22 protein-coding genes are annotated in these 21,408 nt (G+C 42.4%); 6 read left to right on the forward strand and 16 right to left on the reverse strand.

Going from position 1 to position 21,408, the window contains the following annotated elements; genetic code table 11:
• Nucleotides 1–62 precede the first annotated feature (62 nt).
• The 3 genes from MHI46_RS13885 to MHI46_RS13895 are packed head-to-tail and all read left to right on the forward strand — an operon-like array spanning nucleotide 63 to nucleotide 2,533.
• Nucleotides 63–695, forward strand: coding sequence for a GNAT family N-acetyltransferase (locus MHI46_RS13885; protein ID WP_064497811.1), 633 nt, complete (start codon nucleotides 63–65; stop codon nucleotides 693–695).
• Nucleotides 696–734: 39 nt separating this feature from the next.
• The gene (locus MHI46_RS13890) at nucleotides 735–1,376 is read left to right on the forward strand and encodes a CBS and ACT domain-containing protein (protein WP_024424849.1); all 642 of its coding nucleotides are present in this window, start codon (nucleotides 735–737) and stop codon (nucleotides 1,374–1,376) included.
• Nucleotides 1,373–2,533, forward strand: a complete 1,161-nt coding sequence (locus MHI46_RS13895) for an acetoin utilization protein AcuC (RefSeq protein ID WP_039180680.1) — start codon at nucleotides 1,373–1,375, stop codon at nucleotides 2,531–2,533. Before MHI46_RS13890 ends, MHI46_RS13895 begins: the two co-directional genes overlap by 4 nt.
• A 44-nt stretch (nucleotides 2,534–2,577) precedes the next feature.
• Here MHI46_RS13895 and ccpA read toward each other — a convergent pair whose 3' ends face one another.
• From ccpA to MHI46_RS13950, 11 genes are all read right to left on the reverse strand, one after another.
• Nucleotides 2,578–3,579 (reverse strand): catabolite control protein A, encoded by a 1,002-nt coding sequence (ccpA, locus tag MHI46_RS13900; RefSeq protein ID WP_024424851.1) that lies wholly within the window; start codon nucleotides 3,577–3,579, stop codon nucleotides 2,578–2,580.
• A 451-nt stretch (nucleotides 3,580–4,030) separates the two neighbouring features.
• Nucleotides 4,031–5,107, reverse strand: coding sequence for a bifunctional 3-deoxy-7-phosphoheptulonate synthase/chorismate mutase (locus MHI46_RS13905; RefSeq protein ID WP_034279528.1), 1,077 nt, complete (start codon nucleotides 5,105–5,107; stop codon nucleotides 4,031–4,033).
• A 222-nt stretch (nucleotides 5,108–5,329) separates the two neighbouring features.
• The gene (ytxJ, locus tag MHI46_RS13910) at nucleotides 5,330–5,653 is read right to left on the reverse strand and encodes a bacillithiol system redox-active protein YtxJ (protein ID WP_212040122.1); all 324 of its coding nucleotides are present in this window, start codon (nucleotides 5,651–5,653) and stop codon (nucleotides 5,330–5,332) included.
• Nucleotides 5,654–5,686: 33 nt separating this feature from the next.
• Nucleotides 5,687–6,157: a YtxH domain-containing protein gene (locus tag MHI46_RS13915; RefSeq protein ID WP_047203485.1), complete on the reverse strand. Its 471-nt coding sequence runs from the start codon at nucleotides 6,155–6,157 to the stop codon at nucleotides 5,687–5,689.
• Between the two features lie 26 nt (nucleotides 6,158–6,183).
• Nucleotides 6,184–6,603 (reverse strand): DUF948 domain-containing protein, encoded by a 420-nt coding sequence (locus MHI46_RS13920; RefSeq protein WP_039180688.1) that lies wholly within the window; start codon nucleotides 6,601–6,603, stop codon nucleotides 6,184–6,186.
• 223 nt (nucleotides 6,604–6,826) lie between these two features.
• On the reverse strand, nucleotides 6,827–8,125 hold the full coding sequence (gene murC, locus MHI46_RS13925) for a UDP-N-acetylmuramate--L-alanine ligase (protein WP_107163215.1): 1,299 nt from the start codon (nucleotides 8,123–8,125) through the stop codon (nucleotides 6,827–6,829).
• Between the two features lie 302 nt (nucleotides 8,126–8,427).
• The gene (locus MHI46_RS13930; protein WP_342502900.1) at nucleotides 8,428–11,148 is read right to left on the reverse strand and encodes a DNA translocase FtsK; all 2,721 of its coding nucleotides are present in this window, start codon (nucleotides 11,146–11,148) and stop codon (nucleotides 8,428–8,430) included.
• A 196-nt stretch (nucleotides 11,149–11,344) separates the two neighbouring features.
• Nucleotides 11,345–11,950, reverse strand: a complete 606-nt coding sequence (gene ytpR / locus MHI46_RS13935; protein ID WP_024424858.1) for a YtpR family tRNA-binding protein — start codon at nucleotides 11,948–11,950, stop codon at nucleotides 11,345–11,347.
• Nucleotides 11,951–11,966: 16 nt separating this feature from the next.
• Nucleotides 11,967–12,779 carry a DUF1444 domain-containing protein gene (locus tag MHI46_RS13940; RefSeq protein ID WP_099663540.1) on the reverse strand — a complete coding sequence of 271 codons (813 nt, stop codon included), beginning with the start codon at nucleotides 12,777–12,779 and terminating at the stop codon, nucleotides 11,967–11,969.
• 20 nt (nucleotides 12,780–12,799) lie between these two features.
• Nucleotides 12,800–13,120 (reverse strand): thioredoxin family protein, encoded by a 321-nt coding sequence (locus MHI46_RS13945; RefSeq protein ID WP_024424860.1) that lies wholly within the window; start codon nucleotides 13,118–13,120, stop codon nucleotides 12,800–12,802.
• Entirely contained in the window at nucleotides 13,107–14,135 is a 1,029-nt protein-coding gene (locus tag MHI46_RS13950; RefSeq protein ID WP_048239117.1) for a PTS sugar transporter subunit IIC, read from the reverse strand. Before MHI46_RS13950 ends, MHI46_RS13945 begins: the two co-directional genes overlap by 14 nt.
• A 200-nt stretch (nucleotides 14,136–14,335) precedes the next feature.
• On the opposite strand from MHI46_RS13950, the gene MHI46_RS13955 reads away from it, so the two are divergent.
• Complete coding sequence (locus tag MHI46_RS13955; protein WP_024426182.1) at nucleotides 14,336–14,782, forward strand: YtoQ family protein; 447 nt, start codon at nucleotides 14,336–14,338, stop codon at nucleotides 14,780–14,782.
• 249 nt (nucleotides 14,783–15,031) lie between these two features.
• Here the strand turns inward: MHI46_RS13955 and MHI46_RS13960 are convergent, their stop codons facing one another.
• Nucleotides 15,032–16,105 (reverse strand): M42 family metallopeptidase, encoded by a 1,074-nt coding sequence (locus tag MHI46_RS13960; protein WP_039180701.1) that lies wholly within the window; start codon nucleotides 16,103–16,105, stop codon nucleotides 15,032–15,034.
• A 199-nt stretch (nucleotides 16,106–16,304) separates the two neighbouring features.
• Here MHI46_RS13960 and MHI46_RS13965 point away from each other — a divergent pair, with 199 nt between their 5' ends.
• Nucleotides 16,305–16,619 (forward strand): PepSY domain-containing protein, encoded by a 315-nt coding sequence (locus tag MHI46_RS13965; protein ID WP_003217759.1) that lies wholly within the window; start codon nucleotides 16,305–16,307, stop codon nucleotides 16,617–16,619.
• Between the two features lie 41 nt (nucleotides 16,620–16,660).
• Here MHI46_RS13965 and MHI46_RS13970 read toward each other — a convergent pair whose 3' ends face one another.
• From MHI46_RS13970 to trmB, 3 genes are all read right to left on the reverse strand, one after another.
• Nucleotides 16,661–18,358, reverse strand: a complete 1,698-nt coding sequence (locus tag MHI46_RS13970; RefSeq protein ID WP_081258405.1) for an NAD-dependent malic enzyme — start codon at nucleotides 18,356–18,358, stop codon at nucleotides 16,661–16,663.
• A gap of 74 nt (nucleotides 18,359–18,432) precedes the next feature.
• On the reverse strand, nucleotides 18,433–19,281 hold the full coding sequence (locus tag MHI46_RS13975) for an MBL fold metallo-hydrolase (RefSeq protein ID WP_099663542.1): 849 nt from the start codon (nucleotides 19,279–19,281) through the stop codon (nucleotides 18,433–18,435).
• Between the two features lie 114 nt (nucleotides 19,282–19,395).
• On the reverse strand, nucleotides 19,396–20,037 hold the full coding sequence (trmB, locus tag MHI46_RS13980) for a tRNA (guanosine(46)-N7)-methyltransferase TrmB (protein WP_342502901.1): 642 nt from the start codon (nucleotides 20,035–20,037) through the stop codon (nucleotides 19,396–19,398).
• Nucleotides 20,038–20,225: 188 nt separating this feature from the next.
• Between trmB and MHI46_RS13985 the strand changes: the two genes are divergently transcribed.
• The gene (locus tag MHI46_RS13985) at nucleotides 20,226–20,501 is read left to right on the forward strand and encodes a YtzH-like family protein (protein WP_025092409.1); all 276 of its coding nucleotides are present in this window, start codon (nucleotides 20,226–20,228) and stop codon (nucleotides 20,499–20,501) included.
• On the opposite strand, the gene MHI46_RS13990 is transcribed toward MHI46_RS13985, so the two are convergent.
• On the reverse strand, nucleotides 20,498–21,298 hold the full coding sequence (locus MHI46_RS13990) for a phosphotransferase family protein (protein WP_186366062.1): 801 nt from the start codon (nucleotides 21,296–21,298) through the stop codon (nucleotides 20,498–20,500). The two genes, MHI46_RS13985 and MHI46_RS13990, sit on opposite strands and share 4 nt — an antisense overlap.
• Nucleotides 21,299–21,408 lie beyond the last annotated feature (110 nt).

Below are 21,408 nucleotides of genomic sequence, written 5' to 3' on the forward strand. Positions count from 1 at the left end.
TAATTATTGCAAGATTTAAGATAGAATAGAGACGACTCACTAGAATTAGGGGCGGTGGATACGTGGAGCATCCTAAAACTTATTATTCAAAAACCATTGAGCGAGAAACAGGTTCCATCCTGATTGAAGGACCGGTACTTGCATCAGAGCTTGCGAACTATACGTTTCATGAAGGACTAACGGCATTTCGCACGCCTGAGGAACAGAAACAAGCACTTGTTGAAATAGCAGATCTTCCAGAAGGACGTATTATCATTGCAAGAGTGAATGAGCTTGTCGTAGGCTATGTCACGTATTTGTATCCTGATCCACTTGAGCGCTGGTCAGAGGGCAAAATGGAGAATTTAATTGAGCTTGGCGCAATTGAGGTCGCTCCTCCATTTAGAGGATGCTCACTTGGCAAGCATTTGCTTGATGTGAGCATGATGGATGAGCAAATGGAGAATTACATCATCATTACAACTGAATATTACTGGCATTGGGATTTAAAGGGGACAAAGAAAAACGTTTGGGAGTACCGCAAAATGATGGAGAAAATGATGAACGCAGGCGGTCTTGTCTGGTTTGCAACAGACGAGCCAGAGATTAGCTCACATCCAGCCAATTGTTTAATGGCCAGAATTGGGAAACATGTGAGTCCTGATTCGATCGAGCGTTTCGATCGTCTTCGCTTCCATCAGCGCTTTATGTATTAACGTTCAATTCGTTTTTTTGGCAAAGGGGATTGGTAAACAATGATGATTGAACAAATTATGGAGCGTGATGTGATCACGCTGCGAAAAACCGATACGATTGAAGAAGCCATTCAAAAAATGAGTGCACACCACATCCGGCATATTCCGATCGTATCTGATCAAGGATCTGTCATTGGGATGGTGACAGATCGGGATATTAAAAATGCCAGTCCAAGTATTTTTGAGACAGAGAAAAGAAAGCTCTTTATTCAGCGGCCAGTCGAAGAGATCATGGTATTAGAGACGATCACTGCTCACCCGCTTGATTTCGTTGAGGAGATATCAAGTGTCTTTTTTGAGCACGGAATCGGCTGTCTTCCAGTGGTGAGACGCGGCAAGCTTGTAGGCATTATCACAAAAACAGATCTGCTTCGTACGTTTGTAAGACTGACAGGTGCAGATCAGCCTGGATCACACTTAGAGGTTGAAGTGGAGCAGATGACTGAAGGCCTCGCAGACATTACAGCCATTTTAAAGGAGCAGCATATTCAATTGCTGAGTGTACTTGTGTATCCTCATGCCAATGAGGCTTCTAAAGTGCTCGTATTCCGCCTTCAAACCATTCATGCAGATCATGTGACGAAGCTGATTCGCGCAAAAGGCTATAAGGTGCTCTGGCCTATGGAGCAGACGATCAAATGAAGGAAGCGACCTTTGTTTTTTCACCATCTTTTCAAACGTACCAATTTAACCAAGATCATCCCTTCAATCAGCTTCGTGTCTACTTAACTTATGATCTTCTTCAAAAAATGAAGGCGTTAACAGAGGATGAAATTGTCGCACCGCGTATGGCTACTCTGGAGGAATTAAAGCTCGTCCATACAGCAGATTATATCCAGGCCGTGCAGCGGGCAAGTGAAGGAAAGCTGTCTACAGCAGAGGGAGAACGCTACGGTCTTGGCACAGAGGATACACCGATGTTCGCAGGCATGCATGAGGCGGCATCTCTCCTTGTTGGAGGAACGTTAACAGCGGTTGATCAAGTGATGCTCGGTCATTCCCAGCATGCACTCAATCTTGGCGGCGGGCTTCACCACGGGTTCAAAGGGCGTGCATCTGGCTTTTGTATTTATAATGACAGCTCTGTGGCGATTCAATATATTCAAAAGACATATGGCGCTAGAATTTTATATATTGATACGGATGCTCATCACGGCGATGGTGTCCAGTTCAGCTTCTATGACGACCCAGAGGTATGTACAGTCTCCATTCATGAAACAGGACGCTACTTGTTCCCTGGAACCGGACAAGTACAGGAAAGAGGCCACGATAAAGGCTATGGCTACGCCTATAATATTCCGCTAGATGCATTTACGGAAGATGAATCGTTCCTCGAAGCATACCGAACAGCAGTGACTGAGATTGCTGCTTTTTTTAAACCAGATGTGATTTTGACGCAAAACGGAGCTGATGCACACTACTATGATCCGTTAACTCATTTATCTGCCACTATGAAAATATATGAGGAAATTCCTAGACTTGCCCATGAACTTGCGCATCAATATTGTGACGGCAAATGGATCGCTGTTGGCGGAGGGGGATATGATATTTGGCGCGTCGTTCCAAGAGCGTGGAGCCGTATTTGGCTTGAGATGAAAGGCATTACACCGCCAGATGAACTCCCTCGGGATTGGATTCAAGCCTGGAATAAGCAATCGCCTGTTACCCTTCCACCTACGTGGAGAGACCCTGACGATTTATATCCACCGATCCCAAGAAAAGCAGAAATCACAGAAAAGAATGCTCAAACAGTAGAAAAAGCACTCATGCCTGTTAGAAGAGAAAAGAAAAAGGCATAAGAAAAGCAGGCTTTCCCTCACAAGGTAAGCCTGCTTTTTTTGTTTTATTTTGTTGATTGTCTTTCTTCAATTCTGTGCGGAAGCTCAACAATTTGATCGTCCACTTGTTCTTTGTTCATCAGCTTTGTGAGCAGTCTCATGGCAACAGCACCAATATCATATGTCGGTTGAACGACTGTTGTCAGCTGAGGACGCACCATGAGAGAAAGTCTTGTGTTATCGAAGCCAATCACTTCTAAATCTTCAGGAATGGATACCCCTCTGTCTTGTGCTCCGTGAATGACACCTAGCGCCATTTCATCTGTAGCTGCGATAACAGCTGTCGGCTTGTCAGACTGCTCGAGCAGATGAGCGAGTGCTTCAATTCCAGAATCATAAGAGTAATCGCCTTCAGCGACGAGTGCATCGTCAAACGCGATGCCCGCTTCTTCAAGCGCACGCTTATAACCCGCAAGTTTTCTCACGGAATTAATTGGTTCTGACATTGGACCAGAAACAAACGCAATTCGTTTATGCCCTTTTTCAACTAACAGCTGAACAGAATCATAAATGGCCTGCTCATAGTTGATGTTGACAGATGGTGTTTGAGCTTGCTCTTCAACAGATGCTGCAAGAACAATCGGTACAGGAGAGCGCTTAAATTCTTCCACATGCACGTCTGTGATGTTTCCGCCCATAAAGACAATTCCGTCTACTTGTTTACCGAGCATCGTATTTAACAAATGAAGCTCTTTATCAGTATTTTGATCTGAGTTGCTCAAAATGATGTTGTATTTATACATCGTGGCGATATCTTCAATACCGCGTGCTAATTCCGAATAGAAGATACTAGAAATATCAGGGATGATGACCCCAACTGTCGTTGTTTTTTTACTTGCTAGGCCTCGTGCCACTGCATTCGGACGATAGCCAAGGCGATCAATCGCTTCAAGCACCTTTTTTCTTGTTGTTGGTTTTACGTTTGGATTACCATTTACTACGCGTGATACCGTTGCCATACTTACATTTGCTTCTCTTGCTACATCATATATTGTAACATTATTCACATAAATCACTCCTTCAAATACACTTCATATCTATAGCATTCACCAATTGGATTGAGACATGTCAGATACGAGGAAAATAATATCCTATTTGTCATTAAAACGATGAAAAGAGACACATAATTTTTCAATCTACATCAAAATGACATTCTTTTATGAAATTATACACGTTTTTTTGTCATATGAAAACGTTCCCTTTCTTTTTATAACTAAATTAAACAAACTTTAAACAGCTTGTTACCTGTAATTTGAATCATATTTCATAAAAAACCATCGAGAACGCCAGCTATGACAATGATCTTAACAGATTCTATCGGTTTTTAAAAATGAAAACATTGTGAACAAGCTCTTTTTGAGCTTGCAATGTGCTTTCTTCCTTTCATTCCCAAACTTCATCGTATTTTCTCCATAAAAAAACCGCCGGGCAGTCTCCGGCGGCTATTTCTATCTATGATTACGCGTGAATGTTGACAAGTGGTCTTAACGCATCTAACCATTTTTCGAATTGTGGAATGTCCATTTGCTGCGCTGAATCAGATAGAGCAACAGATGGATCTGGATGTACTTCTGCCATAACACCGTCTGCTCCAATCGCAAGAGCTGCTTTTGCCGTTGGAAGGAGAAGATCTCTACGTCCAGTTGAATGCGTCACATCAACGAAGACTGGTAAATGTGTCTCTTGTTTCAAGATTGGCACTGCCGAGATATCTAGTGTATTTCTTGTTGCTGTTTCGTATGTGCGGATACCGCGCTCGCAAAGGATGATTTGATCATTTCCTTGGGCGATGATGTATTCAGCTGCATTGATGAATTCTGAAATGGTCGCTGCAAGGCCACGTTTTAAAAGAACTGGTTTCTTCACGGAACCGGCTTCTTTTAACAGTTCAAAGTTTTGCATGTTACGTGCCCCAATTTGGATGACATCAATATGCTCAATCGCTTCTTCAATATGAGCAGGATTAACAATTTCACTAATGACAGCAAGACCGTATTCATCCGCTACACGCTTTAGAATCTTGAGACCGTCTACACCAAGTCCTTGGAAATCGTATGGACTTGTACGAGGTTTAAATGCGCCTCCGCGTAGTAGTTTTAACCCTTGTTGTTTCGCTGCTGCAGCTACTTCTGCAACTTGCTCGTAGCTTTCAACAGCACATGGTCCAACGATGAAGCGCTGCTTTCCATCACCGATCGCTTCCCCATTGATGTTCACGATTGTGTTTTCTGGTTTTTTCTTACGAGAAACAAGAAGTGCTTTGCTGTGGTCATCTTCTTGAAGCTCTAGACCTGCTTTGAAAATCTCTTTGAAAATATGCTGAATTGTTGAGTTTTCAAATGGTCCATCATTTTCTTCAAGAATTTGGTTCAGCATTGTGCGCTCTCTGACAGGATCATAACGGTTGACACCTTGCGCTTCTTTCGCTTTTCCAATTTCTTTTACAATGTTTCCTCTTTCATTGATCAGTTTTAAGATTTGAAGATTTAGTTCATCTGCTTGCTGCCTCAATTTTTCTAGTTCATTGTTGCTCATTTTTGTCATCCTTTCCTCTGCCTGTTCTCGCTTTTTATTTTTTCATTCTTGCATGATAGGGTTTATTATAAACAAAGATTTCGGAATTGTCACGAAAATTTTCTTTATTACCCAAACGCTTTTAAGCGGTAAAGTATTGTATGTAAGATTATAGCATACTTTTCGTTCAAGTAAACCTTTTTTTATAAAAAAAACGTCAGCCGCTGCTGACGTTTCTTTCTTTTACAGATTATGTTCAAGCGCTTCTTTTGTAATGCTTGAGTGGGATGCATGCCACTTCACTTTTCCACCACTAAAGACGAGTACTTGAGGACTTTCGTGCTTTACACCCGATTTTTCAGTCACGTAGGATGAAAGCTCTCTTGTGTTTTGGATTTGCAAGAAATACGTTGGCACGTCCTCATGTGCAGACGCAAATGCTTCAAACTCTTGAAAAGCCGCTTGGCTGATCGGACATGTCAAACTGTGCTTAAAAAAGACAAAGGTCCCATCTTGATTCGTTAGTTGATCAAACTGTTCTTCTGTTTCAATGAGTTGTTTTGACATGATGTTCTCCTTCTTCACTTCGAGCAGTGAGGGTTAGCCTTTAGTAGATTGTTCTACTTTTTCTTTGACATCTTTGATGCCGTCTTCAATTTCTGATTTTGCTTCTTGTGCTCGTACTTTTGCTTCATCAGCTACATCTGATGCTTCGCTTGCTAAATCAGCTACCGCATCTTCTGCTTCACTTTTCACATGATTAGCTTTACCAGCTGCACGGTCTTTTATGTCTTTCACTTTGTCTAAAATCTGATTTGACTGCTCTGCTACAAGCTGAGACAATTCAGACGTTTTATCTTTCGCAATCGTCACATATTCAGTGCCTCTTTCTTTTGCATCTGTTGCGAGTCGATCTGTTTTTTCTTTTAAAACATTCGCTTGGGTGTTCAAATCATCGCGAAGCTCTTTCCCTGACTTCGGTGCTAAAAATAATGCTGTTGTTGCACCAACAATTCCACCAATAAGTGTTCCGATCAAAAAGTCTTTGCTATTGATTCCGTCTTTGCTCATGATTATTCCTCCTATGCGAATATGGTTTATTTTTGGTGTTTACGTTGTTTCCATTTCTTATAAATTTCAAGTGCTGCGTTACTCCAGCTTACCACATCCGTCACTTTTTCTTGATTTCTTTCAACGGATGAAGAAACCGCACCAGCTGCCTGCTTTATGCTTGTATTAAATTGGTTGATCGAGCCACCAATTCCCTGCACCGCATCCACAACTGTGTTAAGTTTTGCCGATTTGTCTTGAATATCTTCAGCAAGCTTGTTTGTCTTATGTAGCAACTGTGCTGTCTCTGTGGTGATACCTTGCATCTGACCTTCAAGACCTTCTAAAGTTGATGCAACATTCTTTAATGTCAGCTGTAAGGATTTTAATGTTTTGGACAAATAGATGACAAGAATGAGGAAAGCAATTGCGATCAGTGCAACGCTTAGATATAGAATAATAATCATCTGTTACCTCCTTTGCTGCGGGCATATTCAATTCATTACCCTCTCGTTGTATCATTCAAACATCGCCTAGAATGACCGATTGAATAATAATTCTACACTTATTCGCTAATTCCTGTCCACAGCGAACGAAAAAAAGCGGCACATGTTGACACATTTAGCTCTTTTGTCACATTTTATTCAAAATAAAAAAGTGCCGTTTTACACGGCACTTTTCGTTTAGCATTTATACAGCGACTTTTTCATAAGCGCGCAAATATTTTTGAATGTCGCCTGCTCCCATAAAGATCAGAATTGCATCTTCGTGCGCTTTCAGCACAGATGTATCTTCTTCCTCAATCAATTGGGCCTGCGGGATTTTTCCTCTTAAATCTTCAATGCTCAGCTTCCCAATGTTTTCGCGGGCTGAACCGAAAATATCACAAAGATAGACATAGTCGGCTTTCTTTAGACTATCAGCAAATTCACTTAAGAATTGCTGTGTACGTGTGAAGGTATGCGGCTGGAAGACAGCCACAATATCACGGTCCGGATATTTTTGGCGAGCTGCTTCGATTGTAACTTCAATTTCAGTTGGATGATGTGCATAATCATCAATTAAGACCTGCTCACCGACCACTTTTTCATTAAAGCGTCGTTTCACACCGCCAAATGTCTTTAATGCGCCTTTGATAAGCTCTACATCAATGGACTCATAGTGACATAATGCGATAACAGCTAACGAGTTGAGGACATTATGATTTCCGTAGGCAGGAATGTAGAAGGTATCATAAAATGTATTGCGTACAAATACATCAAATGTAGTGCCTTCCGTATTTTTCACAACATTGCGAGCTTGGAAATCATTTTCTTCGTTGAAACCGTAGTACACAACAGGTACCTTCGCTTGAATTTTTGGCAAGTGCTCATCATCACCGCAAGCAATAATCGCTTTTTTCACTTGAAGCGCCATGTTTTGAAACGCATCAAACACGTCATCAATATCTGAGAAATAATCAGGGTGATCAAAATCAATATTGGTCATGATCGCATAATCTGGATGATAGCTGAGGAAGTGTCTGCGGTATTCGCATGCTTCAAAGACAAAATACTCGCTGTTTTCTTTTCCCATTCCAGATCCATCACCGATTAAGTACGAAGTAGGTTTTGCTGCCTGCATGACGTGAGCAAGCAGTCCTGTTGTCGATGTTTTGCCATGAGCACCAGTAATCGCAACGTTTGTGAATGAATCCATGTATTCTCCAAGGAATTTATGGTAACGAATGACAGGAATCCCTTCAGAAAGGGCACGTTCAATCTCAGGGTGTGTATCAGGGAATGCATTTCCTGCGATAACCGTCATCCCTGGCTGAATATTATCTGGGTCAAATGGTAGGATTTTAATATTTCGTTCTTCTAATGCTTTTTGTGTAAAGATATGTTTTTCGATATCCGATCCTTGGACAGTATACCCAGTATCATGAAGAATTTGGGCCAGTGGACTCATACCTGTCCCTTTTATTCCAACAAAATGATAAACAGTCATAATTGTACCTCCAACAAACGTCTATCTGACTTACAGTATATGACGCTCATTTCAATTTGCAACTTGTGATTTTTGCCTCTAGCTGATCACAGATCGCAGCTCCAAATAAAGATTTTTTCCGATCTTCCTATTCTAATCAATATTAACTATGATTAGTATCCGACAACTTTCCCATTTCTAACACCTGTTTCCGCTTATTTTACATAAAAAAGCGTTCTGGCAGACATGCGAAAAGCGTCCAATTACAAAATTGCACCTATGTGCTATCATACCATGTTTATAAAAAAAATGAAGTGGTTTGTTTAGATCAACTGTTCTAAGTCACTCAGCGTCATGAGCACTTCTCTTGGCTTACTGCCTTTTGCACCAGAAATCATGCCCTCGCGCTCCATCATGTCAATCAGTCTGGCTGCACGATTGTAGCCAATTCTAAATCTTCGCTGCAAACTTGATGTACTAGCGCTATTCTGCTCGATGGCAAAACGACAGGCATCCATAAACAATTCATCTTCGTCTGTAATCGCAGAGCCTTGAAGCATTAGTTCCTCCTGTTCAAAGAGGAACACTGGCTTGCGCTGCTTTCTCACATGCGCCACCACTTGATCAATCTCCCGATCTGATACAAAGTTCCCTTGCAGCCTTGTCGGCTTGCCGGAGCCATTTTCTAAGAAGAGCATGTCTCCTTTTCCAAGAAGCTTTTCTGCACCTGCCATGTCAATGATCGTTCTTGAATCAACCTGACTTGAAACAGAAAACGCAATTCTTGTTGGGATATTGGCTTTAATGAGACCTGTGATGACATCAACAGAAGGTCTTTGTGTCGCAATCAATAAGTGAATGCCGCATGCTCTTGCTTTTTGTGCAATTCGGCAGATGCTTTCTTCGACTTCATTTGGTGCGACCATCATTAAATCGGCCAGCTCATCGATCACCACGACGAGGTAAGGTAGTTTTTCACCCATTTGTTTTTCTTTTACAAGCTCATTGAATCGTTTAATTTCTCTCACGCCAGAGTGTGCAAATAGTTCATAGCGTCTTTCCATTTCATCCACTACCCATTTCAGAGCAGCTGTTGCTGTCTTGGCATCGGTAATGACAGGACTCACAAGGTGCGGAATGTGGTTATACGGCGCTAATTCAACCATTTTAGGGTCAATTAAGAGCATTTTCACTTCATCTGGTGATGCTTTAAACATTAAGCTCACTAAAATCGTATTAATGCAGACACTTTTTCCTGAACCAGTTGCTCCAGCAATTAAGCCGTGCGGCATTTTTTGCAGATCAACCACGACAGGCTGGCCTGAGATATCTAATCCAAGTGCTGCTGTTAAAGGAGATGGATTATCTCTAAAAGCACTGCTTCTGATCATTTCTCTTAAGAACACCATTTTACTGTGCAGGTTTGGCACTTCGATCCCGATCGTGTTCTTCCCTGGAATCGGTGCTTCAATTCGAATATCCTTTGCGGACAAACTAAGTTTAATATCATCTGACAGGTTCGTGATTTTGTTCACTTTGACACCTGGTTCTGGATGTACTTCAAACCTTGTCACAGAAGGGCCCTGTGTGACATGAACAACACTTGCTCTTACATTGAAATTTTTAAGCGTCGCATTAAGCAGCTCTGCCCGCTCTTTCACCCATGTTCCGTCCTCTTCTTTTTGAGCTGGCGGTACGTCTAAAAGGGCGAGACTTGGAAAAACATACCCTTGTGTATCGGCTGCTTTCTTTTGCCCTTGCACGCGCTGATCACTTTTTAACATCATGACATTAAACGGAACCGTAGTGGTTTGACCGCTTGCGCGTGGTGGCTGCGGAGATGTCTGTTTTGGTTCTTCTTTCTTGACTTCGTGCGTTTGTTCTTGCTGCTCTGTCTGTTCTATGACCGTTTCTGCAGGTTCAGATGCAGTTTGTTCCTCTGTTACTTGTTCTACTGGCATCACTTGTTCTTCTTCAAATTCAGCTTCTTGAACCAGCTGATCTTCCTGCAGGTCATGTTGGACTGGATCAGCTTCTTCATATGCTGCCGCGGGCGCTTCTTCTTGTTTGTCTTCTATTGGATCAGCTTCTACTTCTTCCACTGGTTCTGCTGACATATTTTCTGTTAACGCCGCTTCTTCTTCTGCTAGAATGTCTGCTTCCATTTCAATCGCTGGCTGCGAAGGTTCCGGTGTTTCGAAGGTCAACATGTCTATTTCCACAGTATGATCTTCAAACTGATGAACAGGCTCGTCTTTTATTTCTTCTTCATCGCTGGTGGCAGCCTGTTCCGGCTCGGACTGTACCACCTGATCCTGATAGACTTCGGCTTGCTGCTTATGTAAATCAGCTTCATGATAATCTTCTGGCTCGTTTTCTTCTAGCTGGAAAGGCTCGTCAGTTAAACGTTCCATCGTCGATTGAACATGATCTTGATAAGCGAGTTCCTCTTCCAATGTATGCGGGGTTACTTCTGGCTCCTTATCCGCTCTCTCTTTTGCTGATGCTGAAACCATTTCCTCGATACGTTTTTCTTTCTGAATAGATGGGATGTTCATTTGCTGCCTGACATTCCGTTCACGCTCTGCCTCTTCTGATAACAATGTGACACGCTGCGCCGTTTCTTCTGCTGCTTTCCTTTGAACTGAACCTACTTCCTCTTTTGCTTCTGCCTTTTTTGGACGCATATCCTGATGATAGCCATAGATCGGTGATGGAATTTGCTCTGGCTTGAATGGCTTTTTATTCATATCAGGCTGAAGCGTTTGTTTAGGCTGATAGGTTGTCTGTCTAGTCTTTGACTGTCTTGGTTTGGCGTGTTTTCTCTCCGGCTTCACTCCGTCACGCAGAGGTTCATCTGGAACGAGCGGAAACCGAAAGTTGCCTTTTGGATATTCATAATACACTTTCGTATCTTCGATTTTTTTATATTCTTTATGCTGTTCAAAAGCTGACTGCTTTGGTGCAGCTAGATCTTCTTCAGGTCTTACAGCTTTTTCTTCTCCTAAAAATACACTAAAAAATTTATCTAACCAACTCATCATTTATCACTCACTTTAACTCCCCTTACGTTTTCTTGGGCGATTTTTAGTATACCATTGCTTTTTCATGCAGAAAAGCGAGAAAAGTGCCGGTTTATGCTGTTCATGCTGTCTGTAGATGAAAAAAAGTCACTAAGTACGTACTTAGTGACTTTTGGTATAACACATTCTTCGCTCCTATGTGCCCGTTTATGGGAGGTTATGCTTTAAAGGGTTCGCCAGCTTGATGGCTACCATCTAAAACAAGTATCCCTTTTTCAGCAGGTGCGTCTGGAAGATCTAACTCTTTTGCTGAACAAATCATGCCGCTTGATGGAACCCCTCTTAGCTCAGCATCTTTGATGACCATACCGCTTGGCATCACTGCGCCGACCTTCGCCACCACGACATATTGGCCTTGGTCAACGTTTGGTGCACCGCACACGATTTGTAAGGTTTCATCGCCCACATCAACTTGGCAAATGTTTAATTTATCTGCATTCGGATGCTTTTCTTTTTCCTTTACATAGCCGACAACAAATTTTGGTGATAGATCCACAGTCAACGTTTCACTGACACCGTTGCGGTTTAAAATTTCATTGATATCTTGAACAATGGTTTCAGAAAGCGGGACAGATCCGTTTTCTTCAATTTTCATGTAAGTAGATGCATTGAAGATATTAAAGCCTGTTGTTTCTTTTGTTTCTTGATTGAAGATTCGTACAACATCTCCAAACGTCTCATGTCCTACTTCTTCTCTCGTCACATCTTTCAATGAAATAAGGAGTGTGTCGCCTACACCTTCTGCATTATAAAAAACATTCATTCTTCAAAATTCCCTTCTACTGCTGTTTTGGTCTGCTTTTTGCAAGTATAAAGATCGGTTCAAGCTTACCCTCATCATATAAAAATGACAATGCGGTAATCGGAACCGTACCGCTGGCGAAGAAGCTCATCGACATCTGTCCTAAAATATCATAGCCTGAATCATTGCGAACATCTGCAATGATGAATACATCTTGATGAGGAACAGAAATCGCCATTTGTCCTTCTATTTTTTGCGCGTATTCTTGTAATAACGACTCATTTAAAAGTCTGCTGGCGTCATACCCGTCATTTGCGCGGAAGAAATAAAACAGGTTGCCTGCCACTTCATCCATTTTCACTACAGTTTCTAGTGAACGGACGTTGAAGCTTGCAGTTTCTCTGATTCGTTCTTTTGTCCAGTTTTCCTTTTGAAGCATCTTTTCATCAATTAATCGGTAGCTGCTTCCAAGGTCAAGTGCATAGTAGATTCTCGTTTCAGCTGTATGCTCATCAAATACGAGCGGAATTCCATCACTTGATGCCTCAGGAAAGGAAGTGGAACGAATGACCGGATAGATCTGCTTTTCTTTTCCTGAAATGTGCTGCGCTTCGCCTTTCATGGCACTCAGCGCTTCTTTCACATAATAAACAATCTCATCAATTGTTTCATCAGGCTTTACTTCCCACTTTGCAATAATTGGCGGGAGCTCTAGTGTGATGCCTTTGCCTGTTTGTTTATCTTCAATACGAAGTGTATCTTTTTCCCGATCAAACTGGTGTGACCAGCTATCGTTCGTCAGACGGCTTTTGAGTTCATTCGCAAGCTGTCTTGATGTCATTTTTGCCATCGTTTTAGACTCTCCTTTCGTTATTTAGAAAGAGAATCTGTTAAAAATGCTTCAATCTCTTCCTTTGTCTTACGATCTTTGCTGACAAAGCGGTTAATCTCTTGTCCGTTTTTAAAGACTAAAAAGCTTGGAATGCCGTAAATTTCCCACTCTGCACAAGTGTCAATGAACTTGTCTCTATCGACATAGAAGTACTCAAATTCTGGGTAGTTTGCTTCAAGCTCTGGCAAGAATGGCTCAATAAATGTGCAGTCCGGGCACCAGTCAGCTGAAAATAGCAATACCGTTAAGTCTTCTTGAATCACTTTTTGTAATTCTTCGTTAGATTCAATTTTTTTCATGTTTCATTCCTCCAGTTTGTATGGTTAAATCTCCGAATTGTATATAGCCTTTCTTTCTCATCCATTCTGATACTACCAAACTAATCACTGCCGGGCCAACGATATGCAAGAGAGCTATCGCCAGAAATACAGATGGATGAAACCCCATGACAGTGAGGGTCATGAGCTGTCCAACAAGCCCGCTCGTTCCCATTCCCGCTCCTGCCGCATTATTGACCATCCCAAAGCCAATAATACCAATTGGCGCGAGAATCAGACCAGCAATCGTCGGCGGAATCAGGATGAGGGGGTTTTTCACAATGTTCGAAAGCTGCAACTTTGACGTCCCAATGCCGACAGCCGCAAGCCCGCCAAAGCGATTTTCTCTAAAACCTGCAGCAGCAAAGCCAACCATTTGGGCACAGCAGCCAATCGTTGCAGCACCAGCAGCTGTTCCGCTTAAGTCAAGCATGAGCGCAAGTGCAGCACTTGAAATCGGAGAACTTAGAGCAAGTCCAACAATGGTCGCTACTAGCATGCCCATGATCAGCGGGCTTTGGTCTGTCCCCCACATGATAAGTCTGCCAAGCCCTGTCATCATCGCCTGAATGCCAGGACCGATGAAAGCAGCAGTGAAAAAGCCAGTGATAATGGTGACAAGCGGCGTTAAAATAATATCAATTCTTGTCTCACCACTGACAAGTTTGCCTATTTCCACTCCAATTAGAGCAGCCGCGAAGCTTCCGGCTGGTCCCCCAAGCTCTGCTCCAGCGGCACCTGAGACAACACTTGCAAAAATGATTAATGGAGAAGCATTTAAGCGATAAGCAACTGCTACGCCAATTGCCGGTCCCATCAGACCCATAGCAAGCGTACCCATTTTCACAATGAGAGAAAGTGATAACAGACCGCCTGCTGTTTTTAAAATCAGACCTACCACTAATGTAGCAAATAGACCTAAAGCCATATAAGAAAGTGCATCAATGAAATACACCTTTGGCGAAAGGGAGATCCCCTTTCTTTTCAAATAAGTCATCAACGTCGTCTTCCTGCTTTCTCATAGGAAAGACGAAGAGGCCTGTCCTTCCCATTATATGTAGTATTCTTACGATGAAAAATTGTCTCTACCATGAATATCATAATCATATTTTTTTTGCTTTATCAAGCACTTCTTGTGTAACATGAAAAGAAACAGGACAAACCTTTACTAAGTTTGTACAAAAGGAGGAGTTCGTTATGCAATTAACTGTTTATTTAGCTGGAGAAATTCATAGCCAGTGGCGTGATGAAATCAAGGAAAAAAGCCAATCTTTGAAGCTGCCGGTGACATTTGTCGGTCCAATGGAAAATCATGACCGCTCAGATAACATCGGTGAGGATATTTTAGGTGAGCAGCCGAATGCCATTTTCAAAGATGATGCAGCTTCTGATTTGAACAATTTTCGTACTGAAATTTTATTAAACAAAGCAGATGTCGTCATTGCGCGCTTTGGTGAGAAATATAAACAGTGGAACACAGCCATGGATGCGTCTGCTGCAATTGCAAAAGGGAAACCTCTGATTTTAATCCGTCCAAAAGAACTGCACCATCCGTTAAAAGAACTCTCAAACAAAGCAAATATCACTGTGGAAACCGTGAACCAAGCGATCAAGGCGTTATCTTACGTGTTTGAACAGCAATAAGAAAAAAGGCTGCTCTTATTGAAGAAGCAGCCTCAGATTGTTGACAAAGGGCTAAAATGATCTTTATTTTAGCCCTTTGTCTTCTTTTCAGCGTGATAGAAAACCTTTGCAGCCCTAGGAAGGACGAGTACCGGAGCGGAGCGAATTGTACATTCGTGAGCACCGGCACGCAGGACTGACAAAGAATGCGAGGGTTTGTCTACACGCTGAAGCTGCTCTCATTGAAGAAGCAGCCTTTTTCTATTCTATTTATACTTGTTGATAAATAGAATCCACTGTACTTTGATCACAATTTTTCACTAGGCGGACAATTAACTCTTTTGCCGCTGCGTAATCGTCCACATGTAACACAGAATGACTTGTATGAATGTAGCGTGCGCATACCCCAATGACAGCAGAAGGCACACCTTGGTTTGAAATATGAACACGTCCAGCGTCCGTACCACCCGGTGATACGAAATATTGATATGGAATGTTGTTTGTCTCAGCAGTATCGAGTACAAAGTCTCTCATTCCGCGGTGCGTAATCATTGTGCGGTCAAAAATACGCAGAAGTGTACCTTTTCCAAGCTGGCCGAACTGTGTTTTATCACCTGTCACATCGTTTGCAGGACTTGCATCTAAAGCGAAGAAAAGATCTGGCTGAATCATGTTTGCAGCTACCTCAGCTCCTCTAAGCCCTACTTCCTCTTGAACAGTTGCTCCTGAATACAACTGGCATGAAAGTGATTCATCTTTTAATTCTTTTAATAATTCAATTGCAAGGCCGCAGCCATAACGGTTATCCCAAGCCTTTGCCAAAATCTTTTTTGGATTCGCCATTGGGGTAAATACCGTTGCAGGAACGATTTGCTGCCCTGGGCGAACGCCAAGCTCTTTTGCCTCTTCTTCACTGTCTGCACCAATATCAATAAGCATATCTGACGGCTTCACAGGTTTGCTTTTTTGTTCTGGCGTCAGAAGATGAGGAGGTGTACTCGAGACGACACCAGGAATTGGACCCTGATCGGTATGTACGTCTACACGCTGCGCCAGCATGACTTGACTCCACCAGCCGCCAAGTGTTTGAAAACGAATCATTCCGTTTTTCGTGATCGATGAGACCATGAATCCGACTTCATCCATATGACCAGCTACCATAATTTTCGGTGCGTTTTCCGGCCCTTTGCGTACGCCAAACACTCCGCCAAGGCGGTCTTGAATGAGTTCATCAGAATATTTCTCAAGTTCTTTTTTCATAAAAGCACGCACATGGTGCTCATTTCCTGGAGTTCCCTGTAATTCTGTTAAATTTCGGAAAAGCGACAATGTTTCTTCGTTCATTCTACAGTTTACCTCGTTTCTATGTAATGACCATATATATTCCTATAAAAATAACACTCACTTTATACTATAAGAATTCTTTCGGTTTTCCAAGTATCTCTCTAAAAATTTTGAATATGCTTTCAAGTATTCGGATTCCTTAACATCAATGGACAAGTTTTGTATAATGGAAAAAACAGCAATACGGAGGTGCAGCACGTTGAAGTTAAAACATGTTTTGATTGGTGCGAGTATTGGAGTAGCCGCTGCAATTGTTGCAAAGAAAGTATTTTTCCCTACGTATATCTCATCTGAAAAAGCATTAAAAATTGTGAAATCTGCTTTTAAACAGCGCGGCCCGATTGATGGCTCTTGGATTTATACTGTACCAGAACCGTATACCGTAAATGGTGAAACGATTGATGTGTACAAATCTGGCATTACCCGCTCTGCCTTTGGCGAGCTTGAACAGTATGAAGTGATGATTGATGCCAAAACAGGCATGATCGTTGATGTGATTGATTCTGTTGCTTGATCAAGAAAGCTTCGCAAAGACATGTCCTTGCGAAGCTTTTTTTATATGGCTTTGATTTTTTTGTACACAGGATGCCACATCGCGTCCTGCACAGCCTGAATGAGGTCATCAGGCGTTTCTTCTGCTATTCCTTCATCAATTGCTGCCTGCGCCACGCGGACGGCCACTGTTGCTGAAACGGTTCGAAGCTGATCGACACTTGGCAGCATCGCTGCACCCGGCTTCCCCACATTGACCATGCTTGCAATGGCTTCAGCACTCGCAACAAACATACTGTCTGTCATCAACCTGGCTTTTGACACAATCGTGCCTAGACCAAGACCTGGGAAGACAAGGGCATTATTCGCTTGTCCAATTTCATATGTGACGCCTCCATATTCAACAGGATCAAATGGGCTTCCCGTTGTCACAAGTGCGCGTCCTTCAGTCCATTCAATCAGATCTTGCGGCTTTGCTTCTGAAAGAGGTGTCGGATTCGACATCGGTAAAATCGCAGGGCGCTCCACGTGTGACGCCATTTCTTTTACAATTTCCTCTGTAAATGCTCCTCCGACCGTCGAGGTGCCAATTAAGATTGTAGGTTTCGCCTGTTTGACGACCTCTAATAGATCAATCGAATGCTTTGGACCATTACGGGCATAATCCTTTACTTCGTCAGAACGTCTTGCATACGGCTTTTGAAATGGCTGAATGTCAGGTGAATCATCTGTGAGCAGCCCCGTTTTATCAATACACCAGAAATGATCATAGGACTCCTCTTCTTTGACTCCGTCTCTGACGATCGCATCACGGATTTGCTCGGCTATGCCAATACCTGCCGTACCCGCTCCAAAAATGACGATACGGTGATCTTTCAGCGGGACCTTCGAAGCTTTTGCACATGCCATAACTGCAGCAAGTGAAACGGCGCCAGTTCCTTGAATGTCATCGTTAAATGTACAAATGCGGTCCTTATATTTTTCCAATATCGCACGGGCATTCTTTGTACCAAAATCTTCCCAGTGAAGAAGTGCATTTGGGAAAGTAGCACGGGCAAGCTCGACATATTGATCAATGAACTGATCATAGCGCTCTCCTCGAACGCGGGAGTGCTGATTTCCAACATAAAGCGGATCATTTAAGAGACTTTCCTGGTTCGTCCCGGCATCAAGCACTACCGCCAGCACGCGGCTAGGATCAATGCCTGCTGCAGCTGTATAAACAGCAAGTTTCCCGACTGAAATGGCAATCCCGCCAACGCCCCAGTCTCCGATGCCTAAAATGCCTTCTGCATCAGTTGCAACGATTAAATCAATTGATTCATCAACACCATAAGAAGCAAAAATTTCTTCCATGCCTTCTAGATCATCAATCGATAAATAAAGCCCTCTCGGCTTTCGATACTCATGGCTATAACGCTGAATAGCCGTTCCTACAGTCGGCGTGTAGACAATCGGAAGCATTTCCGCCAAGTGCTCATTAAGTAATTTGTAAAAAAGCACTTCGTTTCTATCATGAAGTGATGTTAAATACACATTTTTCCCTAGCTCATCCGGCTGTGCCTTGAACTGCTCATATGCACGCTTTGCTTGATCCTCTAAAGTTAAAACCTTAGGCGGAAGAAATCCCTTTAACCCGAGCTCCTTCCGCTCTTCCTTTGTAAATGCAACCCCTTTGTTTAAATAAGGGACTGACATGACTTCCATCCCTCTTAATGGTGTTTCGATCACATCACCATGTACACGATAAAATTGGTTCACCTGCACTCTTCCTTTCACAAGTTCATTTTGTCGTTATTTTGTGTGAAAGGCGAAAAAAACATACAGATGATCTTTTATCTTCCTGTTTCTCTTTTGATTTCTTGTGTGATCTGCCCATCTTCGTCCCATTTTACAGCACGATAAATGGCATCATGATAAAACAAGTACCACGCATTTTTTTCTTCTGCAAATGCCTGCCACTTTTGCTTGGCTGGAATCGACGTCATTGGGTAATCATCATATGCCAAAACCCAAAGTGGATTTTTATGAGCGTGTGTTGGCATGATATCAGCTAAATGAATCGCTGTTTCGCCCTCACTTGTGAGCGTTAAAATGCTATGACCATTGCTATGGCCGCCTGTATGGTGCAGCTCGATGCCTTCTATCACTTCAATACTTTCTTCAAATGTGACCACTTGATCTGCCACAGGCTCCCAGTTTTCTTTCCAATATGTATTTCTTGAGCGAATGTTCGGCGCTCTCATTTCATCCCATTCGATTTTCGATGTGATGATTTTTGCCTGCTGAAAAACAGACACGAGCTTATCGCCTTCACGTTTTGTTAATCCGCTGGCATGATCAAAGTGCAGGTGTGTCATTAATACGTAATCTATATCTGATGGGCGCAGACCAAGGGCCGCTAGAGATTCTTCCAATTTGGTTTCCTCTGTCACGCCGTAATTGCGTTTTTGTTTATCTGTCAGCTTCCCTGATCCGATGCCCGAATCCACTAACAGATGCAGTCCCTTCCACCGAATGAGAATTGGATCACATCGTAATTCAATTTGATTGCGTTCATTAACCGGGTATTTTTTTGACCATAAAGGCTTTGGCACGACACCGAACATCGCACCGCCGTCCATGTGCGTATCTCCCCCGTTTAACCAAAACAGTTCCATTTCACCTATTTTCATTGTCTCCATTGCTGTCATCCCTCCTTTTTCTATCGTAGCAAATACAGCCAAAAATCGCATGCACCAATCTTTTCATAAAAAAAGCTGACTGAAATTTTTTTGCAGCCAGCTTGATGTCACTTGTTATTCTGGGAATTTGACTTCTGATCGATAGATGGGTTGTCCCATAGATGAGAATTTCTCTTCATATTCAGTCATCACGTTTCCTTCTAAGCCGTCCTCATGTAAATCTAGGCTGACATACGTTAAAAGAAGGCCATAGGCAGAAAAACTTTTTAAGGAATATTCAAATAACCCGCGGTTATCTGTTTTGAAATGTAATTCACCGCCTGGACGAAGAATATGTTCATATCGCTCTAAAAAGGTTTTAAACGTCAATCTGCGCTTTTCGTGTCTTGCTTTTGGCCACGGATCAGAGAAATTCAAATACACCCGGTCAATCTCATTTTCCGCAAACACATTTGTCAGCGTCTCAGCATTGATGTTCAAAAGCTTTACATTTTCAACATCTGTCTCTTTGATTTTATCTACTGCCGTCACAATGACACTTTTAAATAATTCAATGCCAATATAGTTGATATCAGGATGAAGCTTGCCCATTCCAGCAATAAAGCTCCCTTTTCCTGTCCCAACTTCGATATGGATTGGATGATCATTTCCAAACAGCTCATGCCATTTCCCTTTATATTGCTCGGGATTTGCTAAAGCAATATGAGCATTCTCAGCTAAGTAATCATCAGCCCATGGTTTATGTCGCATTCTCAATTTGATACACCTCTATTTTCTTTACATTTTATCAAGATACCATGAAACATAAAGACCCGCAAGACAGCATCTTCTATGTCCATATAAAAAGACCAGCCCTTCGCTTGAGCTGGTCTGCCGCATGTATAAATTGGGCGCTGATTGCACAGTTTAACCTCATAAATGACACGCAGGAAAGGAGCATTTATATGGGTTTAAACCGTCAACATCAGCTTCAATTAATCAAAGATATTTTAACCGATCACCAGCTGGATTGCTGCGGGACTGTTGCAGAATATGAACAGGTGGGACGCGTAATTCAATTAATGCTGGCAAAAGAAGATCTGGATCCCGACATTCGTCAGCTGTTAACAGATATTTATGATTACAGCCAAAAGGGCACCTCTGTCAGTTCAATTGATGCACATATCGAGGAGCATCAATCACATCTGTCTGAGTGGGTCGAAAACATTCCACTGTCTTAATGGATGTTTAACCTTTTTAAGAGTGCATTTAGCTCCGCTTGCACTTCTTTTTGCGCCTTTTCATTCCCTTTTCGTTTATGCCAAACGACAAACGATACGGTTTCAGCGAGCACGTACCACGCCATGCGCTTTCGCAAATTATCCGTCAGCGGGGCGCCGTACATAGAGAGCCAGCTTTCCCAGTTCTCTTCCTCAACATAATGGTATAAAAGCGGTCCAAGATCAATCGCTGGGTCTGCAATCATCGCCCCATCCCAATCAATCAAATAGAGCTGGTTTTCATCTGTCAGCAGCCAATTATTATGATTGAGATCACAATGACAGACGACCTTGTCCTCAAAATGGACAGCCTCGACATGCTTCTCTAAATACTGGATGGCACGCGTGATGTCTTGTGAAACAATTTGCTCGTTTAATATGGACTGTTTTAGATGCATCAGAATGGATTCTGGATCTAGAGAGTGCTTCTCTAATCGTTTCAGCATATCGAGCAATTCTTTTGATGTATGAATTTTTCTTAGCTGCTCTGCTACAGGACGATCATTCATGTCCTTTGGCTTCAGCTCTCTACCGCTCAGCCAGTGCTGTGCAGTAATTACATCTCCATTTTCCATCCGTTTTGTCCAGACAAGCTTCGGCACAATGCCTTCAGCTGACAAAACCGCAAGAAACGGTGACGTATTGCGTTTTAAAAATAGCTTTTGGTCATTGTGTGTTGCGAAGTACGCATCTCCCGTAGCGCCTCCAGCCGGAGAGATGTGCCATTCGCTACCTAATATTTGTCCCAACCAGTTCATATCAATTTTCAACCCATCATTTCTTAAAATATTTTAAATCTTGCTTTTTTAGTCGACAAAATTCAGCCGATTGAGGATCAATTGGCTGTTTTTTTTTTATTTATATGATC

This window comes from Bacillus sp. FSL K6-1000 (assembly GCF_038630785.1).
GTDB classification, from domain to species: domain Bacteria; phylum Bacillota; class Bacilli; order Bacillales; family Bacillaceae; genus Bacillus; species Bacillus safensis.

Bases quoted from the DNA above. Each gene is read 5' to 3' on its own strand.
- murC (WP_107163215.1), bottom strand. From the start codon at position 8,125: ATGACTGTTTATCATTTTGTTGGAATAAAAGGGACAGGTATGAGTCCA.
- MHI46_RS13890 (WP_024424849.1), top strand. From the start codon at position 735: ATGATGATTGAACAAATTATGGAGCGTGATGTGATCACGCTGCGAAAA.
- ytxJ (WP_212040122.1), bottom strand. From the start codon at position 5,653: ATGTCAAAACAACTCATTGAAACAGAAGAACAGTTTGATCAACTAACG.
- MHI46_RS13985 (WP_025092409.1), top strand. From the start codon at position 20,226: ATGGGTTTAAACCGTCAACATCAGCTTCAATTAATCAAAGATATTTTA.
- MHI46_RS13915 (WP_047203485.1), bottom strand. From the start codon at position 6,157: ATGAGCAAAGACGGAATCAATAGCAAAGACTTTTTGATCGGAACACTT.
- MHI46_RS13895 (WP_039180680.1), top strand. From the start codon at position 1,373: ATGAAGGAAGCGACCTTTGTTTTTTCACCATCTTTTCAAACGTACCAA.
- MHI46_RS13930 (WP_342502900.1), bottom strand. From the start codon at position 11,148: ATGATGAGTTGGTTAGATAAATTTTTTAGTGTATTTTTAGGAGAAGAA.
- MHI46_RS13955 (WP_024426182.1), top strand. From the start codon at position 14,336: ATGCAATTAACTGTTTATTTAGCTGGAGAAATTCATAGCCAGTGGCGT.
- MHI46_RS13920 (WP_039180688.1), bottom strand. From the start codon at position 6,603: ATGATTATTATTCTATATCTAAGCGTTGCACTGATCGCAATTGCTTTC.
- MHI46_RS13940 (WP_099663540.1), bottom strand. From the start codon at position 12,779: ATGGCAAAAATGACATCAAGACAGCTTGCGAATGAACTCAAAAGCCGT.
- MHI46_RS13905 (WP_034279528.1), bottom strand. From the start codon at position 5,107: ATGAGCAACAATGAACTAGAAAAATTGAGGCAGCAAGCAGATGAACTA.
- MHI46_RS13975 (WP_099663542.1), bottom strand. From the start codon at position 19,281: ATGGAGACAATGAAAATAGGTGAAATGGAACTGTTTTGGTTAAACGGG.
- MHI46_RS13960 (WP_039180701.1), bottom strand. From the start codon at position 16,105: ATGAACGAAGAAACATTGTCGCTTTTCCGAAATTTAACAGAATTACAG.
- ytpR (WP_024424858.1), bottom strand. From the start codon at position 11,950: ATGAATGTTTTTTATAATGCAGAAGGTGTAGGCGACACACTCCTTATT.
- MHI46_RS13990 (WP_186366062.1), bottom strand. From the start codon at position 21,298: ATGAACTGGTTGGGACAAATATTAGGTAGCGAATGGCACATCTCTCCG.
- MHI46_RS13950 (WP_048239117.1), bottom strand. From the start codon at position 14,135: ATGACTTATTTGAAAAGAAAGGGGATCTCCCTTTCGCCAAAGGTGTAT.
- MHI46_RS13945 (WP_024424860.1), bottom strand. From the start codon at position 13,120: ATGAAAAAAATTGAATCTAACGAAGAATTACAAAAAGTGATTCAAGAA.